Origin of the sequence: Halorubrum sp. SD683 (assembly GCF_002135045.1) — an archaeon.
Taxonomy (GTDB): Archaea; Halobacteriota; Halobacteria; order Halobacteriales; family Haloferacaceae; genus Halorubrum; species Halorubrum ezzemoulense.
Window position 1 is genome coordinate 18064 of sequence record NZ_NEWJ01000023.1, and the last position, 19907, is coordinate 37970.

General features: G+C 70.7%; 20 protein-coding genes and 1 pseudogene. 12 read left to right on the forward strand and 9 right to left on the reverse strand.

Annotated features, from left to right (window positions below; genetic code table 11):
• The first annotated feature begins 2 nt into the window (after positions 1 to 2).
• The 3 genes from B9G49_RS08030 (at position 3) to B9G49_RS08040 (ending at position 2893) form a co-directional block, all read left to right on the forward strand.
• A complete protein-coding gene (locus tag B9G49_RS08030) occupies positions 3 to 2159 on the forward strand; it encodes a pentapeptide repeat-containing protein (RefSeq protein WP_049933102.1) in 2157 nt (718 codons plus the stop codon).
• 31 nt (positions 2160 to 2190) lie between these two features.
• Entirely contained in the window at positions 2191 to 2580 is a 390-nt protein-coding gene (locus B9G49_RS08035) for a hypothetical protein (RefSeq protein ID WP_049933103.1), read from the forward strand.
• A 109-nt stretch (positions 2581 to 2689) separates the two neighbouring features.
• Positions 2690 to 2893: a hypothetical protein gene (locus B9G49_RS08040; protein WP_086216023.1), complete on the forward strand. Its 204-nt coding sequence runs from the start codon at positions 2690 to 2692 to the stop codon at positions 2891 to 2893.
• A gap of 115 nt (positions 2894 to 3008) precedes the next feature.
• Here the strand turns inward: B9G49_RS08040 and B9G49_RS08045 are convergent, their stop codons facing one another.
• Positions 3009 to 3521, reverse strand: a complete 513-nt coding sequence (locus B9G49_RS08045; RefSeq protein WP_086216024.1) for a CinA family protein — start codon at positions 3519 to 3521, stop codon at positions 3009 to 3011.
• 59 nt (positions 3522 to 3580) lie between these two features.
• Here B9G49_RS08045 and B9G49_RS08050 point away from each other — a divergent pair, with 59 nt between their 5' ends.
• The 4 genes from B9G49_RS08050 to B9G49_RS08065 all read left to right on the forward strand — a co-directional run bounded on the left by B9G49_RS08050 (position 3581) and on the right by B9G49_RS08065 (position 6477).
• Entirely contained in the window at positions 3581 to 4252 is a 672-nt protein-coding gene (locus tag B9G49_RS08050; RefSeq protein ID WP_049933107.1) for a bifunctional 2-polyprenyl-6-hydroxyphenol methylase/3-demethylubiquinol 3-O-methyltransferase UbiG, read from the forward strand.
• Positions 4249 to 4848: a hypothetical protein gene (locus B9G49_RS08055; RefSeq protein WP_086216035.1), complete on the forward strand. Its 600-nt coding sequence runs from the start codon at positions 4249 to 4251 to the stop codon at positions 4846 to 4848. Before B9G49_RS08050 ends, B9G49_RS08055 begins: the two co-directional genes overlap by 4 nt.
• A 66-nt stretch (positions 4849 to 4914) precedes the next feature.
• Positions 4915 to 5223, forward strand: coding sequence for a hypothetical protein (locus tag B9G49_RS08060; protein WP_086216025.1), 309 nt, complete (start codon positions 4915 to 4917; stop codon positions 5221 to 5223).
• A gap of 72 nt (positions 5224 to 5295) precedes the next feature.
• Entirely contained in the window at positions 5296 to 6477 is a 1182-nt protein-coding gene (locus tag B9G49_RS08065) for a response regulator (RefSeq protein ID WP_086216026.1), read from the forward strand.
• Between the two features lie 46 nt (positions 6478 to 6523).
• On the opposite strand, the gene B9G49_RS08070 is transcribed toward B9G49_RS08065, so the two are convergent.
• The 5 genes from B9G49_RS08070 to B9G49_RS08090 all read right to left on the reverse strand — a co-directional run bounded on the left by B9G49_RS08070 (position 6524) and on the right by B9G49_RS08090 (position 11041).
• Positions 6524 to 7165, reverse strand: coding sequence for a thymidine kinase (locus B9G49_RS08070; RefSeq protein WP_086216027.1), 642 nt, complete (start codon positions 7163 to 7165; stop codon positions 6524 to 6526).
• 79 nt (positions 7166 to 7244) lie between these two features.
• Positions 7245 to 7700, reverse strand: a complete 456-nt coding sequence (locus B9G49_RS08075; protein WP_086216028.1) for a hypothetical protein — start codon at positions 7698 to 7700, stop codon at positions 7245 to 7247.
• Between the two features lie 104 nt (positions 7701 to 7804).
• A complete protein-coding gene (locus tag B9G49_RS08080; RefSeq protein ID WP_086216029.1) occupies positions 7805 to 8869 on the reverse strand; it encodes an amidohydrolase family protein in 1065 nt (354 codons plus the stop codon).
• Between the two features lie 74 nt (positions 8870 to 8943).
• Complete coding sequence (locus tag B9G49_RS08085; RefSeq protein WP_049933116.1) at positions 8944 to 9723, reverse strand: class I SAM-dependent methyltransferase; 780 nt, start codon at positions 9721 to 9723, stop codon at positions 8944 to 8946.
• A 31-nt stretch (positions 9724 to 9754) separates the two neighbouring features.
• A complete protein-coding gene (locus B9G49_RS08090; protein WP_086216030.1) occupies positions 9755 to 11041 on the reverse strand; it encodes an HD domain-containing protein in 1287 nt (428 codons plus the stop codon).
• A 137-nt stretch (positions 11042 to 11178) separates the two neighbouring features.
• On the opposite strand from B9G49_RS08090, the gene B9G49_RS08095 reads away from it, so the two are divergent.
• A complete protein-coding gene (locus B9G49_RS08095; protein WP_049933119.1) occupies positions 11179 to 11583 on the forward strand; it encodes a universal stress protein in 405 nt (134 codons plus the stop codon).
• A 105-nt stretch (positions 11584 to 11688) separates the two neighbouring features.
• Here the strand turns inward: B9G49_RS08095 and B9G49_RS08100 are convergent, their stop codons facing one another.
• The 3 genes and pseudogenes from B9G49_RS08100 to B9G49_RS16985 form a co-directional block, all read right to left on the reverse strand.
• The gene (locus tag B9G49_RS08100; protein WP_086216031.1) at positions 11689 to 12921 is read right to left on the reverse strand and encodes an HD domain-containing protein; all 1233 of its coding nucleotides are present in this window, start codon (positions 12919 to 12921) and stop codon (positions 11689 to 11691) included.
• A 19-nt stretch (positions 12922 to 12940) separates the two neighbouring features.
• A complete protein-coding gene (locus B9G49_RS08105) occupies positions 12941 to 13486 on the reverse strand; it encodes a multiprotein-bridging factor 1 family protein (RefSeq protein ID WP_086216032.1) in 546 nt (181 codons plus the stop codon).
• An 83-nt stretch (positions 13487 to 13569) separates the two neighbouring features.
• Positions 13570 to 14879, reverse strand: a pseudogene (locus B9G49_RS16985) (phosphoribosylamine--glycine ligase).
• Positions 14880 to 14998: 119 nt separating this feature from the next.
• Between B9G49_RS16985 and B9G49_RS08115 the strand changes: the two are divergent.
• From B9G49_RS08115 to B9G49_RS08130, 4 genes are all read left to right on the forward strand, one after another.
• Positions 14999 to 15805 (forward strand): alpha/beta fold hydrolase, encoded by an 807-nt coding sequence (locus B9G49_RS08115; RefSeq protein ID WP_049932954.1) that lies wholly within the window; start codon positions 14999 to 15001, stop codon positions 15803 to 15805.
• Between the two features lies 1 nt (position 15806).
• A complete protein-coding gene (locus B9G49_RS08120) occupies positions 15807 to 17411 on the forward strand; it encodes a class I adenylate-forming enzyme family protein (RefSeq protein ID WP_086216033.1) in 1605 nt (534 codons plus the stop codon).
• A 107-nt stretch (positions 17412 to 17518) separates the two neighbouring features.
• Positions 17519 to 18493, forward strand: a complete 975-nt coding sequence (locus B9G49_RS08125) for a hypothetical protein (protein WP_086216034.1) — start codon at positions 17519 to 17521, stop codon at positions 18491 to 18493.
• A gap of 441 nt (positions 18494 to 18934) precedes the next feature.
• The gene (locus B9G49_RS08130) at positions 18935 to 19636 is read left to right on the forward strand and encodes a helix-turn-helix domain-containing protein (protein ID WP_049932952.1); all 702 of its coding nucleotides are present in this window, start codon (positions 18935 to 18937) and stop codon (positions 19634 to 19636) included.
• Positions 19637 to 19907 lie beyond the last annotated feature (271 nt).

Genomic DNA, 19907 nt, shown 5'->3' on the forward strand with positions numbered 1-19907 from the left:
TCGTGTCCGTCGGAACGTGTGCGTACAGCTTCGACCCGGTGGCGTGGGAGGAGGAACACGGTCGTTCGGCCGCGCTCGACGAGAGGTGGTCCTGTCCCCGAGAGGCGGAGGGAGAGACGGACCGCTGTCGGTTCCACCTTTCTCCCGCTCGGCGCGCGGAGCTCGGCATCGACGACGAGTCGGTGTGCGAATCGCTGGTGTCGGAGCTGGCGACCGGCGAGGCGTCGTCGCTCGGGTTCGTCGGGGCCGAGTTCGGAACGATCGACGTCTCACACCGAGTCCTCGACCGGGTGACCAACCACCCGATCGACCTCCGGCACGTCACCGTCTATGGGGAGTTCCTCGCGGAGCAGACCGTCCTCCGACAGCCGCTCCTGATGGACGAGATACGGGTCGAGGGTGCCGCCGACTTCACCGACGCTGAGTTCGGCGAAGACGTGTCGGCGGAGCGGGCGACGTTCCGCGGCGACGCCGTCTTCGACGGGACGGACTTCGAGGACAGCGCGCGGTTCGGCGGCTCGACGTTCGCCCGGCCGGCGAGCTTCGACCGCGTCAGGTTCGGCGACGTGGCCGACTTCTACCGGGCCCGGTTCCGCGCCCCCTGTTCGTTCGAGGAGTCGGCGTGGCGGGGCGCGTGTCTGTTCCAGCGCGCGGCGTTCCGGTCGGACGTGACCTTCACCGCCAGCCGGTTCCACGCGAGGACCGACTTCCGCACCGTCCAGTTCGGCGGGACGAGCCGGTTCAACCGGTGCGAGTTCGAGGACGCCGCGGTGTTCATGAACTGCGCGTTCGCGGCCGAGGCGTTGTTTAAAAAGGCGAGCTTCGCGCAGCCCGCGCACTACCAGAACGCCGACTTCGACTCCGAGGCGTCGTTCACCGAGACCGAGTTCGGCGACAAGGCGAAGTTCCAGTTCGCGACGTTCGACGGCGAGGCGGTGCTGTCGTACATCCGGTTCGGCGGCGCGACGTACTTCAAGGCGGTCGATTTCAACAGCTACGCGTCGTTTTACAAGTCGACGTTCGACCGGCTGGGCGACTTCCGGAATGCCACGTTCGCCGACACGGCGCGGTTCCTGAAGGCCGAGTTCACGGACGAGGCCTTCTTCGGGCGGGCGACGTTCGTCGGCGACGGCGACTTCCGGAGCGCCGCGTTCCGGGGGACGGTCCACTTCGTCGAGACGACGTTCAGATCGAGCGCGACGCTTCGGGAGTCGACGTTCGAGCGGGCGCGGTTCGAGAACGTGCGAACGGCCGGCGGCGACGTCACCATCAACCTGGAGCGCACGACGGTCGACGGCGGCCGGTTCGTCCAGGAGAACGGGGCCGCCGTGTACTACAACCTCCGACGGAGCAGGGTCGGCGACGTGGATATCGAGATGGCCGACTCGGAGGGCGTCTTCGAGCGGTTCCTCTTCTACCGGACCGAGTTCGACGGCTTCGACTTCTCCAACTACCGGTACGTGCTGGCTCCGGAGTGGGTGTTACACACGTTCCGCGGGACGGTCGACGACACGTACAGCCTCGAAGCGGACCGGTTCGCCATCGAGGACGACGCCGACGAGGCGCCCGGCGCGGACGGCGGCGCCGCCGACGAATCGGGCGGGGGTCCGGGAGAGCCGGCCGACGGAGGCGGCGTTCGAAGCCGGCTCGCGGGCTGGCTCGCCGACGGCGAGGCGTCGGACCTCGAAGTGACGTACCTGAAGGCGAAGAACGGGGCCGAGCGCGTCGGCGACAGCCAGTCCGCCTCCCGGTTTTTCATCAAGGAGATGTACTACCGGCGCCGGACGCACGTCGACCGGGCGTTCGCCCACAAGGAGTCGCTTCGCAGCCGGCTCAAACTGCTGTTCTTAGTCGCGGTGAACCTCACGCTCTCGGCCACGTGCGGGTACGGCGAGAAGCCGCGCCGCACCATCGGATTCTCGCTCGTCACCGTCGTCGTCTACGCGGCGCTCTTCGCCGCGGTCGTCACAGACCCGCCGTTCGCGTCGCCGCTCGGATACGGGCTGTTGAGCGTTCAGTCGTTCACGTCGCTGATATTCGGCCCCACGGCGACCGTTCCGAACTTCGCGGGCAGTTTCCTCGCCGCCACCGAAGGATTCGTCGGCGCGTTCATGATCGGCCTGTTCATCTTCGCGCTCACCCGCAGCGTCCACCGGTGACGTTATGCGACGACGGGTCCCACGAGGCGCCATGAGCGAGTCGACGGGCGACGGGGAGTTCCGGCGGACCCTCCCGCTGTTCGACAACCGAGACCGAGACGCCGTCCAGCGACTGCTCCACCACGCGGTCGAGGACCTCAGGTACGACCACCCGGACCGGAAAGTCGCGAGGGACCTCTACCACGAGATCCGAGAAGGGGACGCGATCCGGCTCCGCGTCGGGCGGGGGATCCGCGACGAGACCCTCGTGATAACGCCGGCTGAACTCGACGCCGACGCCGGGCAGATACTCGACCGGTTCGTCGGGGCCATCCCGTCGGAGTCGGTCGAGTGGCGCCGCGTCGCGACCGAACTCGGGGAGTGGCGGACGGAGCGAGAGCTGTCGGACGACACCGAGATCGCCTTCCAGTACCTCCACTGACACCGGACGCGGCGGCGCGGGTTTTCACGCCCGCCGCCTTCCCGACGGCGCGTCGACCGCTGTCTCGCGTTCGGGATCCGTTTATATACGTCCCGCGCGGATCGCCGCCATGGACTCGTCGGACCGGGCGCTGCTCGGCGTGGCCGGAATCGTCGGCGCGCTCGTGCTGGCGGTAGCGCTCGCCGGCGGCGCCCTCTTCGGCTTCGGCGAGTCGGCCGCGCGGCCGCTCCGCCTCCTCGCGGTCGAACCGCTCACGTGGATCGTGATCGCGGCGCTGCTCGTCGCCGTCGTCGGGAACGCCTACATCGACTGACGGCGCGAACGCTTCACCGGACGACGGTCACCGGCACCGACGATCGCCGGGACACCGTCTCGACGACGAGGAGAGCGGCGTCCTCGGTCGCTCAGCCGTCGGCGTCCCCAGTCGCTCAGCCGTCGGCGTCCTCGATCGCACGGACGAGCGCGTCGAGCGCGCGCTCGGCGGCGCCCCGCTTCACCGCGTCGCGGTCGCCGTCGATGACGGCCCGCACGGTCCGGACGAACGACTCCCCGGTTCCCCACGGGGCGGCGTGCGCGACGCCGAAGTGGACGAGACCCACCGGCTTCTCGTCGGTGCCGCCCGTCGGGCCGGCGATACCGGTCGTCGCGACCGCCCAGTCCGCGTTCGCCCGGTCTCGGGCGCCCGCCGCCATCTCGCGGACGACGGGGTCGCTCACGGCGCCGTGGGCGTCGAGCGACTCGCGGGAGACGGCGAGCAGCTCGCGTTTCGCGTCGTAGGTGTACGTCACGAAGCCGCGGTCGAAGTAGGCGCTCGCGCCCGGCACGTCCGTCACCCGCGATCCGACCAGCCCGCCGGTGAGCGACTCCGCGGTCGCGAGCGTCTCGTCGCGGTCGCCGAGGAGCGCGTTCAGTCGCTCGGCGGGGGCCTCGGTCTCGTTCATACCCGCAGTCCGGGCGAGACGCCCCTGAGGTTTACGCCGCGGCGCGGCGAAGGGCGCCCGTGACCGACACCGACTGGGACGAGCGGTTCGCGTCGGGCGAGTACCCGCGCGCGCCGGAGCCGTCCCCCGTGCTTCGCGCCTACGAGCCGTCGCTCCCCGACGGTCGCGCGCTCGACGTGGCTGCGGGGACCGGCCGCAACGCCGTGTTCCTCGCGGACCGCGGACGCGAGGTGGACGCGCTCGACGCGTCGGCGGAGGGGCTCCGCGTCGTCCGCGACCGCGCCGCCGAGCGCGGGATCGGCGGGCGGATCGAGGCGGTCCGCGCCGACGTCTCGACGTACGGCTTCCCGACGGAGGCGTACGACGTGATCACGATGAGCTTCTTCCACGCGCTCGGTCGGTTCGCGGACCTCGTCGAGGCGCTCGCGCCGGGCGGCTACCTCTTCGTGGAGGGGCACCTCCGGTCGGCGGACCCGTCGCCGTCGGGACCGAGCGACGACCGATACCGGTTCGCGGCCAACGAGCTGCTCCGCGCCGGACTGGCCTTGAGCGTGCGCTACTACGACGAGACCACGGCGGAGCGGCCGGACGACCGCCGGCGCGCCACCGCGCGGCTGCTCGCGCGGAAGGCGAGCGGCGGCCGGCAGTCGTACCCGACGCGCCCGGACGCGCCGGACAGGTGGCCGGGCGGCGAGAGCGACGCGACCGCCGCGGACGAGCGAGACGCGTGAGCGACGACGGCTCCGCGTCGCCCGCGGCGGTCCTTCGGTCGATCGTAGCGCGCGAAGTCGACTGCGACCCCGCGGGCCTCGGCGATCGGACCGCGATCGTCGAACGCGCGAGCGGCTCGGCGAACGGCGCCGACGAGCCGGAAGGTTCGCCGACGCCCGTGGGCCGACTCGCCGAGCTGATCGGTGGGTCCGACAGCGTCGTCGCGGTCGTGCCGCGGTTCGACGCCGACCTCGCCGGCCGACTGAACGCGTCGCTATCGGCGGGAGACGAGGCGCACGAATCCGGCGCCGCCGCCGACGCGACCGCGCCGAGCGAGGGCCGCGTCGTGTTCACCGGTTCCGCGGCCGACCGCCTCACCGGAACGACGGGGGCGGTCGTCCGCCGCGCGCTCGCCGACCGCGGCGTCGACGCGTACCGCCACGAGGGCGAGTCTCCGATCGCGGTCGTCCTCGCCGACGACCGCGCGGCCGTCGGGCTGATCGACGGAGCGGGGGTCGCCGCCCTGCTGTGGACGAGGGACGCCGCGGTGCGGGAGTGGGCGGCCGCGACCTGTCGGCGGTATCTCGACGCCGCTGAGCCGGTAGCGGACGGCTGAGGGACCGACGCCGAACGACGCCGCAGTCCCCGGGCCGCTTTTGAGGGCCCCCGACGAAGGGGGCGTATGAAAGCGCTACTGCTGTTGGTGGCCGGACTCGGCGGACTGATCGAGGCCGTCGCGCCGCGCCGCGTCGTCGCGCTCTGGACCCGCGCGCTCTACCGGAACGCCGGCGAGGCGGAGCCGCGCGAGTGGGTGTACGCGGCCGCGAAGGTCGAGGGAACGCTGATCGCGGCCGGCGCGCTCGTGGGGTTGTTCCGGCTCGCGACCGCGGACGGGGAGTTCCCGGCCGACGACTCGACGGCGGCGGACGAGCGCGAATCCGACCCGGCGATCGCAGGCGGGCACCGGGACGACCAAGCGGCCGCGGAGTGAGCCGACCGCCCGCCCGAACCGTTTGATAAACGGACCCGAACGTATATTGCGCAGGTCGCGGTATGGGTGCGCATGACGGGGCCTCCAGCGGACCCCAAGTCGGACGACCCGTCGACGGTCCGCGTCCTCCACGTCGACGACGACCCGGCCTTCCTCGATCTGACCGCGACGTATCTCGAACGAATCGACGAGACGTTCGAGGTCAGCTCCGAGACGAGCGTCGAGGACGCCCTCGACGCGCTGGAGTCGGCGCCGATCGACTGCGTCGTCTCCGACTACGACATGCCCGAGACCGACGGGTTGGCCTTCCTCCAGCGCGCCCGCGACAACGGCGTCGACACCCCGTTCGTCCTGTTCACCGGGAAGGGGAGCGAGGAGATAGCGAGCGAGGCCATCTCCGTCGGCGCGACCGATTACATCCAGAAGCGCGGGGGAAACGACCAGTACGAGGTGTTGGCCAACCGCGTCCGCAACGCCGTCGACCAACACCGGTCGCGGGCCGCGCTCGCCGCGAGCCAGGAGCGGCTGTCGCGGTTCATCGGCCAGTCACCGCTGGGAACGATCGAGTACAACGACGAGTTCCGGATCGTTCGGGTGAACCCCGCCGCCGAGGAGATCCTCGGCTACGAGGAGTCCGAACTCCTCGGCGGGACGTGGCTCCCGTTCGTTCCCGAGACGGAACGCCGACACGTCGCGGTGCTCGAACGCGACCTGCTCGCGAATAAGGGCGGGTACCAGAGCGTCAACGAGAACGTCCGCAGCGACGGGGAGCGGATCCGCTGCGCGTGGCACAACCAGGTGGTGACCGACGAGGACGGAGCGGTGATCGGCGTCTTCTCACAGTTCGAGGACGTCACCGAGGCGGAGGCCCGGAAGCGCGAGATCGAGCGGACGAACGCCGTCCTGTCGACCGCGCTGGACGCGCTCCCCGTCGGGATGCTCGTCGAGGACGGGGACAGGCGCGTGATACGCGCGAACGAGCGGGTGTACGAGCTGTTCGACATCGACGGCGACCCGGAGGCCGCCGCCAGGCGCGACTGCCGGGAACTCGCCGTCCAACTGAGCAGGCGGTTCGCCGATCCGGAGGGGTTCGTCGACGGGATCGAGCGGATCGTCGACGCCCGGCAGCCGGTCGACGACGAGCGGCTGGCGCTCGCCGACGGAACCGCGCTGATTCGGACGTATCGACCGATCGATCTACCGGACGGCGGCGGCCACCTCTGGGCCTATCGGCTGGCGAACGGGCCCGACTGAGCCGCGGTTCGTCCCCACCGTCGAGGGGCGGCGTCGCGGGACCGGCTCAGTCGTTCGCGGAGTCGGCCTCCGGGCTCTCGAACGGTCGCTCCGCGTCGGGGCGGTCGCCGGTCAGGAGGACGTGACAGTCGCGGCACCGCGCCTCGTAGGACTCCTCGGCGCCGACGAGTATCGTCGGGTCGTCGACGTGGGCGGGCTCCCCCTCGATGAGCCGCTGGTTCCGAGAGGCGGGCTCGCCGCAGACCGAGCAGATGGCCTGGAGCTTGTCGACGTACTCGGCGGTCGCCATGAGCTGCGGGAGCGGCTCGAACGGCTCGCCGCGGAACGTCTGGTCGGTGCCCGAGACGATCACGCGGCTGCCGCGGTCCGCGAGGGCGTTACAGACCTCGACGAGCGCGTCCGAGAAGAAGTTCGCCTCGTCGATCGCGACGACCTCGGCGGGGTCGTCGTCGAGGATGTCGAGCGGCCCGTCTCCCTCGTTCTCGACGACGGTCGCCTCCCACTGCCGGCCCGTGTGGCTCCCGATCGTCGCCTCGCCGTAGCGGTCGTCGATCGCGGGCGTGTAGACGGCGACCGACTGGCCGGCGATCTCGGACCGCCGGAGCCGGCGGAGCAGCTCCTCCGTCTTGCCCGAGAACATCGACCCCGAGATGACCTCGATCCACCCGGATCGAGTGATTGCGTGCATACCCGATCCGGCCGGAGCCAGCGACTAAACCGTTTCTCTCCCGGGACGCGGCCGCCGCGTCGCCGCCGGCGACCGCCGCTCAGATCCCGGTCGCGACCCCGACGATCGCGGCGGCGACGACGACGTACGCCGCCGCGGAGACGGCCCAGTCGCGCCGGACCCGACCGAGCCGCTGACGCGGGAGCCCCGACGCGCGCGGCAGCGGGACGAGCGCGAAGAAGCCGACCATCAGCGCGAGCTGGACGACCCCGGCGACCGCGACGGCCACGAGGGGACCGAGACCGAGCAGCGACCCGGTCGCGGCCGCCAGCCCGACGAACAGCAGGCCGGAGCCGCCGCCGGCGACGTAGTGGACCCACGTCGCCAGCCGCTCGGGCGCGTCGTCGACCGGCGTGTCCGTGAGCACGCCGGCGGCGACCTTCGGGGCCGTCGTCCCCTCGGGGAGCCGAGGCATCACCTGATCCATCGCGAGCGTCGCGACGAGACCGACGATCGGTCCAAGCGCGAGTCCGGCGAGCAACGAGAGCGTCGTCATCGCGCGGTCGTACGCTCGGAAGCCATTTCATCCCGTCGACGCGGTGCGGAATCGGACCGGGAGCGGAGCGAGCGAGGAGTCGCGGCGGAAGGCGAGAGCGCGATTCAGTCGTCGCGGGGGACGACCTGCCTGCCGCCGATGACGACCCGCGAGACGTCTGCCTGTCCGGCCCGCCTGACGACCGCGCGGACGAGGTCGCGAGCGCCGCTGAGGTTGTCGGAGTCGCCGTCGAGGACGAGCAGGTCGGCGTCGGCACCGGGCTCTATCACGCCGCGGTCCACCCCGGCTATCTCCGCGCCGTTGGCCGTCGCCATGCGCAGTATCGCTTGGGCCGGGAGGTCGGACAGCTTCGCCGCGAACTCCATCTCGCGGAACATCGAGGGCGAGTCGGTCATCACGTTGTCCGTGCCGAGGGCGACGGTCGTTCGCTCGCTCAGCTCGCGGAGCGGCGGCACGCCGACGTTGGTGACGAGGTTCGACCGGGGGCAGACGACGACCGGCGTCCCGCGGTCGTCGAGCCGTTCGAGGTGGATCGGCTCGGCGTGGACCATGTGGACGAGGAAGTCGGGCGCTAAGTCCATCGCGGCGTTGATGTCGTCGGCGTCGCGCTCCCCGGCGTGGATCCCGAAGGGCTTGCCTGCGTCCCGCGTCGCCGTCCGGACCGCGTCGAAGTCCGCGTCGCGGGCGCCGGAGGCGCCGTACCCGTCCGCGACGGAGAGCACGTCGGGGTCGTCGCGCCCGAAGACCACCGGGTCGATCGCCCGCTCGCCGAACGGAACGCCCGCTCCGGCGACCGCGTCGCGGAGCGCGGCGACGCCGTCGACGCCCCCCTCGCGGAACTCGAGGAACGTCCCCGTGCCGGTCGACTCCATGTACCGCAGCGTGCGCGCCATCGCGGCCACCTTCTGCCCGCGGTCGGCCGCCCGGAGGAGCCGGTGTTTCAGCCCGTCCGGCGGCACGACCAGCTCGTCGAGCGAGAGGCCCTCGCCCGCCTCCTTGGCGATCGAGTCGCCGATGTGGGTGTGCGCGTTGACGAACGCCGGGAGGATCACGTCGTCGCTCTCGACGGTCGCCTCCTCGACCCGGACGACCTCGCCGTCCGCGACGACGACCCGGCCCTCGACCGGCTCGAAGTCGGGGCCGACGAGGATCGTCCCTTCAAGATACATACCGGAGGCTCGTCGCGCCGCGGGGAAAACGTCGTGGGAGCGGCACCGAGCGGCGGCACCTCCGAGCAGGGGCGTCAGGGCGCGTCGAGCCGCGCCCAGAACCCGAGCGTGTCCGGGAGGAGCGCCCGTGGCTCGGCGGCCGACGCGGCGTCGCCCTCGCTCGTCGTCTCGCCGCCCGCGGGCTCCGGCTCCACGACACGCTCGACGTCGAACCCCGCGTCAACGAGGGCGCGGTGGAGCTCGGAGACCGACCGGTCGAAGGCGACGAGGTCGGCATCGTACGACTCGTCGATCTCGATCTCCCGCCGCGGCGGCGCGTGATACCCCCTGTCGATCGTTCCGGTTTCCGGGTCGATCAGCTCCCGGAACGGGTGCATCACCGACAGGTAGAACGCGCCGCCCGGCCGGAGGACGCGACGCGCCTCGCGCACCGCGGCGTCGAGGTCCGCGACGAGTTGGAACGCCGCCTCGGAGAACGCCGCGTCGAACGCGTCGTCTGCGAGCGGGATCCGGGTCACGTCACCCTGGAGGAACCGGGCGTCGACGCCGTAGTAGTCGCGGAGCCGGCGCGCGTGATCGAGCTGCCCCTCGGCGATGTCGACGCCGACCACGCGGTCGGCGCCAGCCAGCGCCGTCCCCACGCTCCCTTGGCCGCCGCCGCAGCCGAGTTCGACGACGTCCGCGCCCGCTATCGGCGGCGGGAACTCCGAGCCGGCCGCCGCGTGGCTGTCCGGGTCGAAGGGCGTCGGGACCGGCGGAACTCCGGACTCGTCCGTGTCGGCGTTCCACAGCGCCTGGAACGCGTCGCTCCACTCGTTCCAGAGCCGGCGGTTCTCGCGGTGGTCGTCGGTCACGCCGGCGGATCGGTCGGCGACGGCATAAACCTCACTCGAACTCGTCGAGCGTCGTCGGCATCGCGCCGCGCACCTCGGTCACGAGCCCGTCCGGGTCGAGGCCGAGCACGTCCGCGGCCGCGCGGCCGACGCGGTCGGTGGCCGGTGCCGGGGCGTACACCCCGAGGCGCCACTGGTTGCGCTGGGCGGTCCGGAGCGCGGAGACGAGCGGCGACTGGCGCTCCAGCCGCCGGATCTCGCCGTTGACGGTGACGCGCGCGGTCGACTCCCGCATTGTCGGCTCGGGGGGCACGTCGAGGATCACGTGGTCGCGGGCGACGCCCGCCTCCGCGGCGATCTCGCGTTCGAGCGCCGTCTCGGCCGCGCGGTCCGCCTCGTGGACCCGCTCCGGCACGTCGTCGTACTCGGCCCACACCGCCAGCTTGTACAGATCGCGCTCGTCGTACCGCCGGGAGAGCTCCGCGGTCCCCGGGCAGTCGCGGATCGCGGCGAGGAAGTCGTGGTCGTCCATCCGGCGCAGCTCGGCCGCCGTCGTCGCGGTCGCGTCGAGGAGTTCGCTCGCGGCCCGACGCAGCATCGCCTTCGATATCCGCGCGACGTGATGGGTGTAGACGACCGGGTTCATCAGCGCGCGGGCGAGGAGCAGGCTCTCGGCGGTCTGGACGTTCCCCTCGTCCAAGACGAGCTCCGGGCCGCGGCGGTCCGGGGTGTCGCCGTCGGTGGCGGCGCTCTCCCCGCCGTCCGCGACCTCGCCGCGCTCGACGAACGTCAGCTCACGGACGAACCGCTCGGTGTCGATCGTGCCGTACGGGACGCCGGTGTGGTAGGCGTCGCGCACGAGGTAGTCCATGCGGTCCACGTCGAGCTCGCCCGAGACGAGCCCGGCGTAGGGCCCCTCGCCGGCGACGATGTCGGCGATCCGGTCCGGGTCGAGGTCGTGGTCGCGCAGCACCTCGCCGACCGCGCCGGTCGCGAGCAGCTCGTCGACGTCGTCGTGGTACTTCCCGGTCCGGCGGTGGGTGAGCGATTCGAGGTTGTGGCTGAACGGGCCGTGCCCCACGTCGTGGAGCATCGCCGCCGCCTCGATGCGGTCGGCGCGCTTCCCCTCGATCCCGAGGTGGTCGAGCGCGCGGCTCGCGAGGTGGTAGACGCCGAGGCTGTGTTCGAACCGCGTGTGGTTCGCGGAGGGGTAGACGAGCTGGACCGTGCCGAGCTGTTTGACGTGGCGGAGCCGCTGGAGGGCAGGGGTGTCGACGAGGTCCGCGGCGACACCGTCGATCTCGATGTGGTCGTGGACGGTGTCCTTGACCGTGATCATGCGTCCGGCTTCGGCGGCAACCGGTAAAAGGCTGTGAGTGTCGCTCCCGCCGCGGCGGCGCCGGAAGCCGCCGATCGGCTCCCGTCAGCCGCGAATCCGTGGCACGGTTTATGAGGCGACCGTGCGAAGTGTCACGTATGTACGACGTGTTGCTCGGCATCGGACTCGACGACGAGCCGCGAGCGATCGCACAGGCCGAGGCGGTGATCGACCTCCCGGGCGATCCCGACGAGGTGACCGCGCACCTCTGTCACGTGTTCCGAGACAACCCGGAAGGCGCGTCGGTCCACCAGATCGGGACCGTGCGGCGCGCCCGGGAGATTCTGGAGGACGCCGGCGTGAACTGCGTCCACTACGAGGCCAGCGGCGATCCGGGCGAGGAGATCCTCGCGGCCGCGACCGACATCGACGCAGACCTCATCTGCGTGTCCGGGCGCAAGCGGAGTCCGGCCGGCAAGGTGGTCTTCGGCAGCACGACGCAGGCGCTCGTGTTGAACGCCGACCGACCCGTGTTGGCGGTTCCGGGACCGAACGAGGAGTGACGCCGGCGGTGAGCGATCAGGGGTGGCAAAACTGAGCGCGCGGTCGCGGCGGAAGCGAGAGCACGCCGCGGCGCCCGAGCCCCGGGGCGTCGCCGTCGGCGGGGGTCAGGGAGCGGGCCGCTCCGTCGCGCGCAGTCCCAATACTTCCCGCGCCGCGGTCGCGACCGGGTCGACGCGTTCCGCGGGACAGTAGACGCCGAGCGTCCAGCGGCGGCGCTCGGCGGCGCGGAGCCCGGTGACGAGTTCGGAGGCGTCCTCCAACCGCTGCGGGACGCCGTCGACGACGACGGCGGAGCCGGACTCCTTGAGGGTCGGTCGCGAGGGAATGTCCACGATCACCGCGTCGCGGTCGACCCCCGCGGCGTCCGCGATCTCGCGTTCGGCGGTCCGCTCCTCGGCGCGCCCCGCGTCGACCGTGCCAGCCGGCACTTCGTCGATCCCCGCCCACACCGCGCGCTTGTAGAGGTCGCGCCGCTCGATGCGCTCGCCGAGCGCCGGCACGCGCTCGCGGAGTTCGACGAGGAGGTCGTGGTCCGCCATCCGGCGGAACGCCGCCGCGTCGGTGTCGGTCCGGTCGAGGTAGCGCTCGCAGGCGCGCTCCAGCATCGCGCCCGCCACGCGGGAGACGTGGTGGCGGTAGACGACGGCGTTCATCAGCGAGCGCGCGACGAGCAAACTCTCCGCGGTCGCAACGTTCCCCTCGTCCAAGACGAGGTCGACAGCGTGGCCCGGGTCCGAGACGAGGTCGGCCGACCCGCCGGCCCCGTCTCCGCCGACCAGCCGGAGCTCCGTGACGAGCCGGCCGGTGTCGACGGTGCCGTACGGGACGCCCGTGTGGTGGGCGTCGCGCACGAGGTAGTCCATGCGGTCCACGTCGAGCTCGCCCGAGACGAGGGGGCCGAGCGCGCCCGCGCCGTCGATGAGGGCGGCGACGCGCTCAGGGTCGAGCCCGTTGCGTTCGAGGACCTGACAGACCTCGCGGTCGGCGTCGGTGAGCAGCCACCCCACGTCGTCGTGGTCGCGGCCGGTCGCGCGCCGGATGATCCCCTCGGTCTGGTGCCCGTACGGGCCGTGTCCCACGTCGTGGAGCATCGCCGCGGCGCGGACGTGCGCGGCGGTGTCGCCGTCGACGCCGAGTCCATCGACCGCGCGGCCCGCGAGGTGGTAGACGCCGAGGCTGTGTTCGAACCGCGTGTGGTTCGCGGAGGGGTAGACGAGCCGGACCGTGGAGAGCTGCTTGATGTGTCGCAGCCGCTGGAACGCGGGGGTGTCGACCAGCTCGGCGGCGAGGTCGCCGAGCCGGACGTGCCCGTGGACGCTGTCTTTGATCGCCTTCATCCGCGCGTCTCGGTCAGAGTCACTCGTCGACGACGTCGATCCCGAATCGCTCTTCGAGCGCGCGCACGACAGAGCCGCCGACGTTGGCGGTCGCGGCCCGGCCGTCCTCGACCGCGAGGAGGTCGTCCTCGTCGACTTCCAACTCGGCCGCGACCTCCTCGACCGTCAGCCCGGCGTCCTGCCGCGCCTCGGTGACGACGTCCCCGTAGCCGGAGACGAGGTACGGCAGCCGGTCCGACTCGTAGCTCGTCCCCTCCTCCTCCCAGCGCTTCGAGTCGCCGGTCGCGGAGTCGTACATCTTCGCCTGTTTCCGGGCGAGCTCCTTGTTCCGGCTCTCCGTCGGCTGTGACTCGGAGCCGGCGCCGCCGGGGCTCCCGCCCCGCGACCCGCCGCTCGGACCGCCGCGGTCGCTGGGGGCGTTGCCGGCGTCGTCGTGGGGGCGGCAGTTCGAACACACGAGCAGCTTGGCGCCGGCGACCGTCGCCTTGCGGAGGTCCGCGGTCTCGCGCCCGCAGAGCTCGCACGCGTCGCCGTCGTCGCCGCCGCCCGTCGAGTACTTCGGCATACCACGTGTAGTTGCGCCGGACCGTTAAAAACTCGTGGAGCCTCGCGGCCCCGTCTCGGGCGCCGGTCGGACCGACCCGCGCGTCACGGGCCGAGGTACCCCCACGCCTGAAGCCGGTCGCCGGCGCCGTCGATCCAGCGCTCGCCGATGTCGTCGCGGTAGTACATTTCGGCATCACGACGTCGTCGATGCGCCCGTACGCCCGTTTGCGCGCCGCCCCCATCGTCTCTCCCTTCCCGGTGACGACGATCGGCATCCCGCTCTCGCCGGCGACGCGCCACTGGCCGTCGACCCGCTTCGCGTCCTCGATGTGGATCCCCGCTCTGTCCGCGGCGTCGAAGACGACGGCGGCGTTCCGCGAGTTCTCGTCGTACGTCTGCTCGTCGTCGAACGGGAACGGCGGCAGCACGACTCGCACGGCGATCTGGTAGCCGTCGTGGAGGTCGGGCTCGGGCTTGTCGCCGTGCGCGAGGTCGTGGAAGAACTCGGCCGTCGACGACTCGATCGACTCCTCCTGGAGGGCGATCGTCGGGTATTCGAACCGCGGCGTGAACTCCAGCGGGTAGATCCCCGTCTCGTTGACGATACAGTTGATGTCGATGCTCCCGACGTACCCCTCGTCGGCGAGCCACCCTTCGAGCTTCCCGAACGTCTCTCGAAAGAGCCTGTTCCGTCCCGCCCAGAACATCGAGGCCCCCATCTCGTCGGTCGAGGGCCCGATGTTCCCCGGGAACAGCTTCTTGTGCTCGAAGTTGAAGTTGACGCGGTCGACAAACTCGTTCCCGTCGAAGAAGCCGCAGATCGCCACCTCGGCGCCCTCGACCTTCCGCTGGAGCTGGAACCCCTACATCCGGTTCCCCCACGCCTCCTTGTACGCGCGGAGGACGTCGACCACGTCGCCCCCGTCGTCCTCGTCGCCGACGTACAGCAGGCGCTTGACGTTTTGTACCTCGCCGAGCGGTTTGATCGCGTAAGATCCGGGGTTCCGTTGGACGTGCTGGATACCGGCGTCGAACTCGCGGAACACGTGGTGTTCGACCGTGTTGACGCCGTGGTCTTCGAGCACCTCCGTCGCGTAGCCGCGGTCCTCTTCGAGGCGGTCGGTGTTCGGCGGCCCGCCGACGACGGCCTCCCCCTGTTCGCGTCGTTTCTGGGCGGGTTCGCACGTACCGACGCCGGAACCGACCCAGATGTCGTCGAAGACGGTCACGTCGGCCCAGTCGACCTCGGCGCGCTAGTCGTCAGTCTTCGGGACGAACCCGTCGCCGATCTACTGGTCGCTTTCGGCCTCGACGTAGTACTTCACGTCGTGGCCCTCGCGGTGAACCTGCCACGCCAGATCGGCGATCAGCGCGGCGTCGGCCGAGACGAAGAGGAAGGCGGCGTCGTCCATGCGGGGCGGTCGCCCGGGAGGGACTTGAGTGTGTACCGCGTCGCTCGCGCCGGTCCGACCGGGAGACGGTTGAAACGTTAACGCCCGGGTTGATGAGGGACGGCGTGGTCGATCCGAGTATGCCAACCGTGACACGGGACGGCGTGACGATAGACTACGCCGTCGACGGGGATCCCGGGGAACCGACCGTGCTGCTGCTCGAAGGGCTCGGGTACGGCCGGTGGATGTGGCGGTGGCTCGCCGAGGCGCTGGCCGACGACTACGAGGTGCTCCGGCCGGACAACCGCGGGACCGGAGACTCGGACGTGCCGGACGGGCCGTACACCGTCGCCGAGATGGCGGCCGACGCGGCCGCGGTCCTCGACGACCGCGGCGTAGAGGCGGCCCACGTCTGCGGCGCGTCGATGGGCGGGATGATCGCGCAGGAGTTGGCCCTCTCCGACGACCGGGTCGCCTCGCTGACGCTGCTGTGTACCTCTCCCGGGGGCGACGACGCGGCACCGACCCCGCCCGAGGTACAAGAGCACATCTTCTCCGCGCCCGAGGACGCCGACGCCCGCGAACGGATTCGCTACCTGATGGAGCCGGCGGTCTCCGACGGCTTCTACGACCGCGAGCCCGAACTCGTCGACCGGATCGTCGACTGGCGGCTGACGGGCGACGCGACCCCGACCGGCCGCGAGGCGCAGGCGGCCGCGGTGGCGGCGTTCGACGCGAGCGACCGGATCGGCGACCTGTCCGTCCCGGCGCTCGTCCTCCACGGGACGGCGGACCGCGTGCTGCCGGTCGAGAACGCGGAGCTGCTCGCCGAGCGTCTCCCGCACGCGGAGGTCGACCTGTTCGACGGCGGGCCGCACCTCTTCTTCGTCGAGGAGCGCGAGCGCGTCAACGACCGAATCCGGGCCTTCCTCGGCGGGGTCGCCTGAGATGGCGACCGGAAACGATCCGCGGGGAGACGACCGTACGGAGGAGGTCGGCGCCGAGTCCGACCCGCGACCGCACCCGCACGGCGACCGGGGGTACGACTGGGTCGGCTCGCTGTCGGCCCGCCGCGCGCGGCTCTCGCCGGACCGCGTCGCCGTCACCGACACGGCCGCGAACGCCGAGTACACCTACGCGGAGCTGGACGAGCGCGCCAACCGGACCGCGCGCTTCCTCCGCGACGCCGGCGTCGAGGCGGGCGACCGCGTCGCCGTCGTCTCCCGGAACCGCGTCGAGCTCGTCGACCTGTACTTCGCGACCGGGAAGACCGGGTCGGTGCTGGCGCCGCTCTCCCACCGCCTCGCGGAGCGCGACCTCGCCGCGGTGTTGGGCACCGTCGACCCCGAGTTGCTCCTCGTCGAGGCCCCGTTCGGCGGCGACGTCATCGACGCGTTAGAGCGGGCGGACGTCGAGCCCGCGGTCCGCTCGATCCCGACCGACGGCGACGACGCGTGGCGCCCGTACACGCGGGATCTGCCCGGGGACGGCTCGCCCGTCGAAACCGCCGACGTGTCGCTCGCGGACCCGCACCTCCTCTTACACACCGGGGGCTCGACGGGCACGCCGAAAGAGACGGTCATCAGTCACGGCGCGATCCGCTGGAACGCGTTCAACACGATCACCGCGTGGGGGCTCCGCGAGGACGACGTGACGCCGATGGTGTTCCCGATGTTCCACACCGGCGGCTGGAACGTGCTGACGGTCCCCTTCTTCCAGATGGGGGGGCGGATCCTCCTGAGCCCGGAGGTCGACCCCGGCCGCGTCCTGCGCGACGTCGAGCGCGAGTCGGCGACGACGCTCGTCGCGGTCCCGGCGGTGTTGCGGATGATGGCCCGCCACGACGAGTGGGACGCCACAGACCTCTCCTCGCTCCGCTTCGTGAAGAGCGGCGGGGGCCCTTGCCGCGAGGGCGTCATCGCCGCGTGGCGGGACCGCGGCGTCGAGATATCGCAGGGGTACGGCCTCACCGAATGCGGGCCGAACAACTTCGCGATGCCCGACGACTTCCCGCCGGAGAAGACCGGGAGCGTCGGCGTCCCGGCGCTCGCGGTCGACGCGCGCGTCGTCGACGAGGACGGTCCCGTGCCCGACGGCACCGTCGGCGAACTGGAGCTCGCCGGGCCGGCCGCCGCGGACCGATACTGGGACGAACCGGAGGAGACGGCCGAGACGTTCGGCGACTGGGTGTCGACCGGCGACCTCGCGCGCGTCGACGAGGACGGCTACTACCACATCGAGGGGCGCAAGAAGAACATGTTCGTCTCGGGCGGCGAGAACGTCTACCCGCCCCGCGTCGAGGACGCGCTCACCGACCACCCGCGGATCGAGGAGGCGGTCGTGATCGGCGTTCCGAGCGAGCGCTGGGGGACGGTCGGGAAGGCGATACTCGTCGGCGACGAGTCGCTCTCGCTCGACGACGTGGAGTCGCACCTCGCCTCGCGGGTCGCCCGGTACGCGGTCCCGAAGGCGCTGGCGTTCGTCGACGAGATGCCGACCTCCGGCCCGTCGAAGATCGACCGCGCGGCGCTGAAAGAGCGGTTCGGCGAGTAGGCGAGGCGAGGAGATCGGCTCGGAGCGGGGCTGGCGGGCGGAGAGCGCCTCGCTCGGAGTGAGCAGTAACAATTTTTTTTTTGAAACTCGGAGTAGACAACCGGTGTATGTCCTCCACACGTCGTGCCCTCCTTGCGACCAGCGGACTCATCGCGACCGCGGGGTGTGTGAGACCGATATTCGGGCCCGCGCACGACAAGATCGGATCGCTGTCATTGCGCGCCCAGACCCCCTCGACCGTCGCCGAGCGGACCACCACGCCGGTGACAGTTCGTGCGCTCGGCCCGTACGGACACACCCTTGTTCGGCGTGTACTCGACGACGGATCGGCGTCCTATACCGCTGCCGACACGCTGGTTGCCGAAGGAGAGATCGTCCAGCAGGACGGAGCGTTCTACGAACTCACTCACGAAACGACGGGGCATACGCCGGCGATGGCCTATCCGATCGAATTCGAGGCGACAGTCCCGGCGACGACCTCGGTCGACGACGATGAGACGGTCTCTTTCGATGCCCTCCCGGCGGTTGATCGAAGCGCCCTCCGAACCGGTCTCATAAACGAACTCTGGCGGAGACTCTCCCGGACCGAAGGGCGCGTCTCCGGCGATGGGGAACTGGTCTATCCGGCGACGCCAAGCGGACCAACGGAGTCGCTGGTCGCTCCGACTCCCGAGTATGATAACGTCCGCTACGGAGACGGACAGCTCCGGCTCTCGGTTACCGGCGAGGCGACCGAGACGCGCTTACACAGCTACAGACTCGAAGGCTCGACGGTCGTTACCTCAGAAGAGGCCTATGTATCCGATGTCCTTACGCGGTCTCGGACGGACGCCGTAAAACTCGAAGCGTCGACGCTCACCGACCGCCAACACGATATTCTTCAGGCGGCAATCGATCAAGAGTACGGCCACGATCAGCCGATCGACGACGCGTCATCGGCGTACCGGACGCTCGTTGTGCGCCTGTTCGCCTCTGATAGCGACCCCGAATCGGTTGATCTCGTTGACCTGTCGGGTAGTGAGGCAATGGTCGTCTACGACGGGACACTGTATCGGGCGAGCTACACTGTCAGTACCCCCTGATCACGACCTACCCGGTCGTTCAGGAATCATCGTAGTACTCGCCGCGGGGCTTCTGCTCGCGATCAAGTTGACCGTCGAGCTTGTTGATCCGTGGACCGCGGCTTCGTGCGTCCCGTCGGAAGCTGATGCCAAGCGCCTCAAGGAAGGCGTTCACACCCTCGCGCATCGGCCGTGGGGCCCCGACTGTCCGTGTTCGCCCGACGTGTCCCGAAGACGATCGGTCGGTCGGCGACCCGATCGGTGACAGAGGGGTCGCGATCAAACAGCGTTTCAGGCTCCTCGGGCACAATATGCGTCTGCGAGGGGTCGCGCGTACGCAGTGACGAGGTCGACCGAGACACCGGGGGCGACGGCTGTTATGACGTGCCAGACAAGGTTTTGAGTCTTCACCGAGCGTTCCACAGGAACAACCGTTATATACGCGGGGGATAAGGTCGTGTCATGCTCGACGTCACGATGGATATGGAGCAGTTCGACTGCCCGTTCATCGACACCTCCGCGGACCACGACGTCTCCTTCTCCGCTATGCACTGGCAGCTGGACACCGCGGCGGAGCAGCTGGAGACGCGGCTGCTCGTCGAGTCGCCGGACCGCTACGAGCTCGGCGAGGGGCTCACCGCCCTCCGCGACCACGAGAACATGGCCGAGTACCGGCTGTTCTCGAAGCAGGACGGGACGGCGATCATCCGGACCGTCATCGAGGAGACGAACGCGATGTCGACGATAACCGACCACGGCGGCTACATCACGGGCCCGTTCCTGATCGAGGACGGGTCCGAGCGCTGGCAGGTCGGGTTCGACGACGAGGCGACGACGGAAGCGGCGCTCCACGACTTAGAGAAGGGCAACGAGTTCGTCGTCGAGGACCGGTCCGAGCTCTCGATGGAGGCGCTGTTCGACACGATGCGGAACGCGAACGCGGCCTCGACGATGCTGGACGCGTGCCGCGACCTGACCGACGTCGAGCGCGAGACCATCGAGACGGCCGCCGACGCGGGCTACTTCGAGTCGCCCCGCGAGGCGACGCTGTCGACGCTCGCGGACGAGTTCGACGTCTCGACCGCGGCCGTCTCGAAGAACATGCGCCGCGGCGAGAAGAAGTTGCTCCGCAGCGTCGTCGCCGCGCTCGACGGGCTGGAGTAGACCGGGGACGCGGCGACACGACCGAGGCGCCGCGGTCGTCGGACCGACGGCTCGTCGTTCGGAAACCGCGGTTTCGGCGCCCGTTTTCGGCGTATTCCCTCGACACCCCGCGGTCTGTTAACATCTTAACTCGGCCCTTCATGATGGTGTCCGGTGTCGAACACTGTATGCGAGACGAACACACACGGCGAGCGTATCTGCGACGAACCGGCGCCGCGGTCGGCGCGGCCGGAATCACCGGGCTGGCCGGCTGTTCCGGCGGAGATGGGGG

Coding starts and splice junctions, on each gene's coding strand:
- B9G49_RS08035 (WP_049933103.1), top strand. CDS start 2,191: ATGAGCGAGTCGACGGGCGACGGGGAGTTCCGGCGGACCCTCCCGCTG.
- B9G49_RS08040 (WP_086216023.1), top strand. CDS start 2,690: ATGGACTCGTCGGACCGGGCGCTGCTCGGCGTGGCCGGAATCGTCGGC.
- B9G49_RS08045 (WP_086216024.1), bottom strand. CDS start 3,521: ATGAACGAGACCGAGGCCCCCGCCGAGCGACTGAACGCGCTCCTCGGC.
- B9G49_RS08060 (WP_086216025.1), top strand. CDS start 4,915: ATGAAAGCGCTACTGCTGTTGGTGGCCGGACTCGGCGGACTGATCGAG.
- B9G49_RS08065 (WP_086216026.1), top strand. CDS start 5,296: ATGACGGGGCCTCCAGCGGACCCCAAGTCGGACGACCCGTCGACGGTC.
- B9G49_RS08070 (WP_086216027.1), bottom strand. CDS start 7,165: ATGCACGCAATCACTCGATCCGGGTGGATCGAGGTCATCTCGGGGTCG.
- B9G49_RS08075 (WP_086216028.1), bottom strand. CDS start 7,700: ATGACGACGCTCTCGTTGCTCGCCGGACTCGCGCTTGGACCGATCGTC.
- B9G49_RS08080 (WP_086216029.1), bottom strand. CDS start 8,869: ATGTATCTTGAAGGGACGATCCTCGTCGGCCCCGACTTCGAGCCGGTC.
- B9G49_RS08090 (WP_086216030.1), bottom strand. CDS start 11,041: ATGATCACGGTCAAGGACACCGTCCACGACCACATCGAGATCGACGGT.
- B9G49_RS08095 (WP_049933119.1), top strand. CDS start 11,179: ATGTACGACGTGTTGCTCGGCATCGGACTCGACGACGAGCCGCGAGCG.
- B9G49_RS08100 (WP_086216031.1), bottom strand. CDS start 12,921: ATGAAGGCGATCAAAGACAGCGTCCACGGGCACGTCCGGCTCGGCGAC.
- B9G49_RS08105 (WP_086216032.1), bottom strand. CDS start 13,486: ATGCCGAAGTACTCGACGGGCGGCGGCGACGACGGCGACGCGTGCGAG.
- B9G49_RS08115 (WP_049932954.1), top strand. CDS start 14,999: ATGCCAACCGTGACACGGGACGGCGTGACGATAGACTACGCCGTCGAC.
- B9G49_RS08120 (WP_086216033.1), top strand. CDS start 15,807: ATGGCGACCGGAAACGATCCGCGGGGAGACGACCGTACGGAGGAGGTC.
- B9G49_RS08125 (WP_086216034.1), top strand. CDS start 17,519: ATGTCCTCCACACGTCGTGCCCTCCTTGCGACCAGCGGACTCATCGCG.
- B9G49_RS08130 (WP_049932952.1), top strand. CDS start 18,935: ATGCTCGACGTCACGATGGATATGGAGCAGTTCGACTGCCCGTTCATC.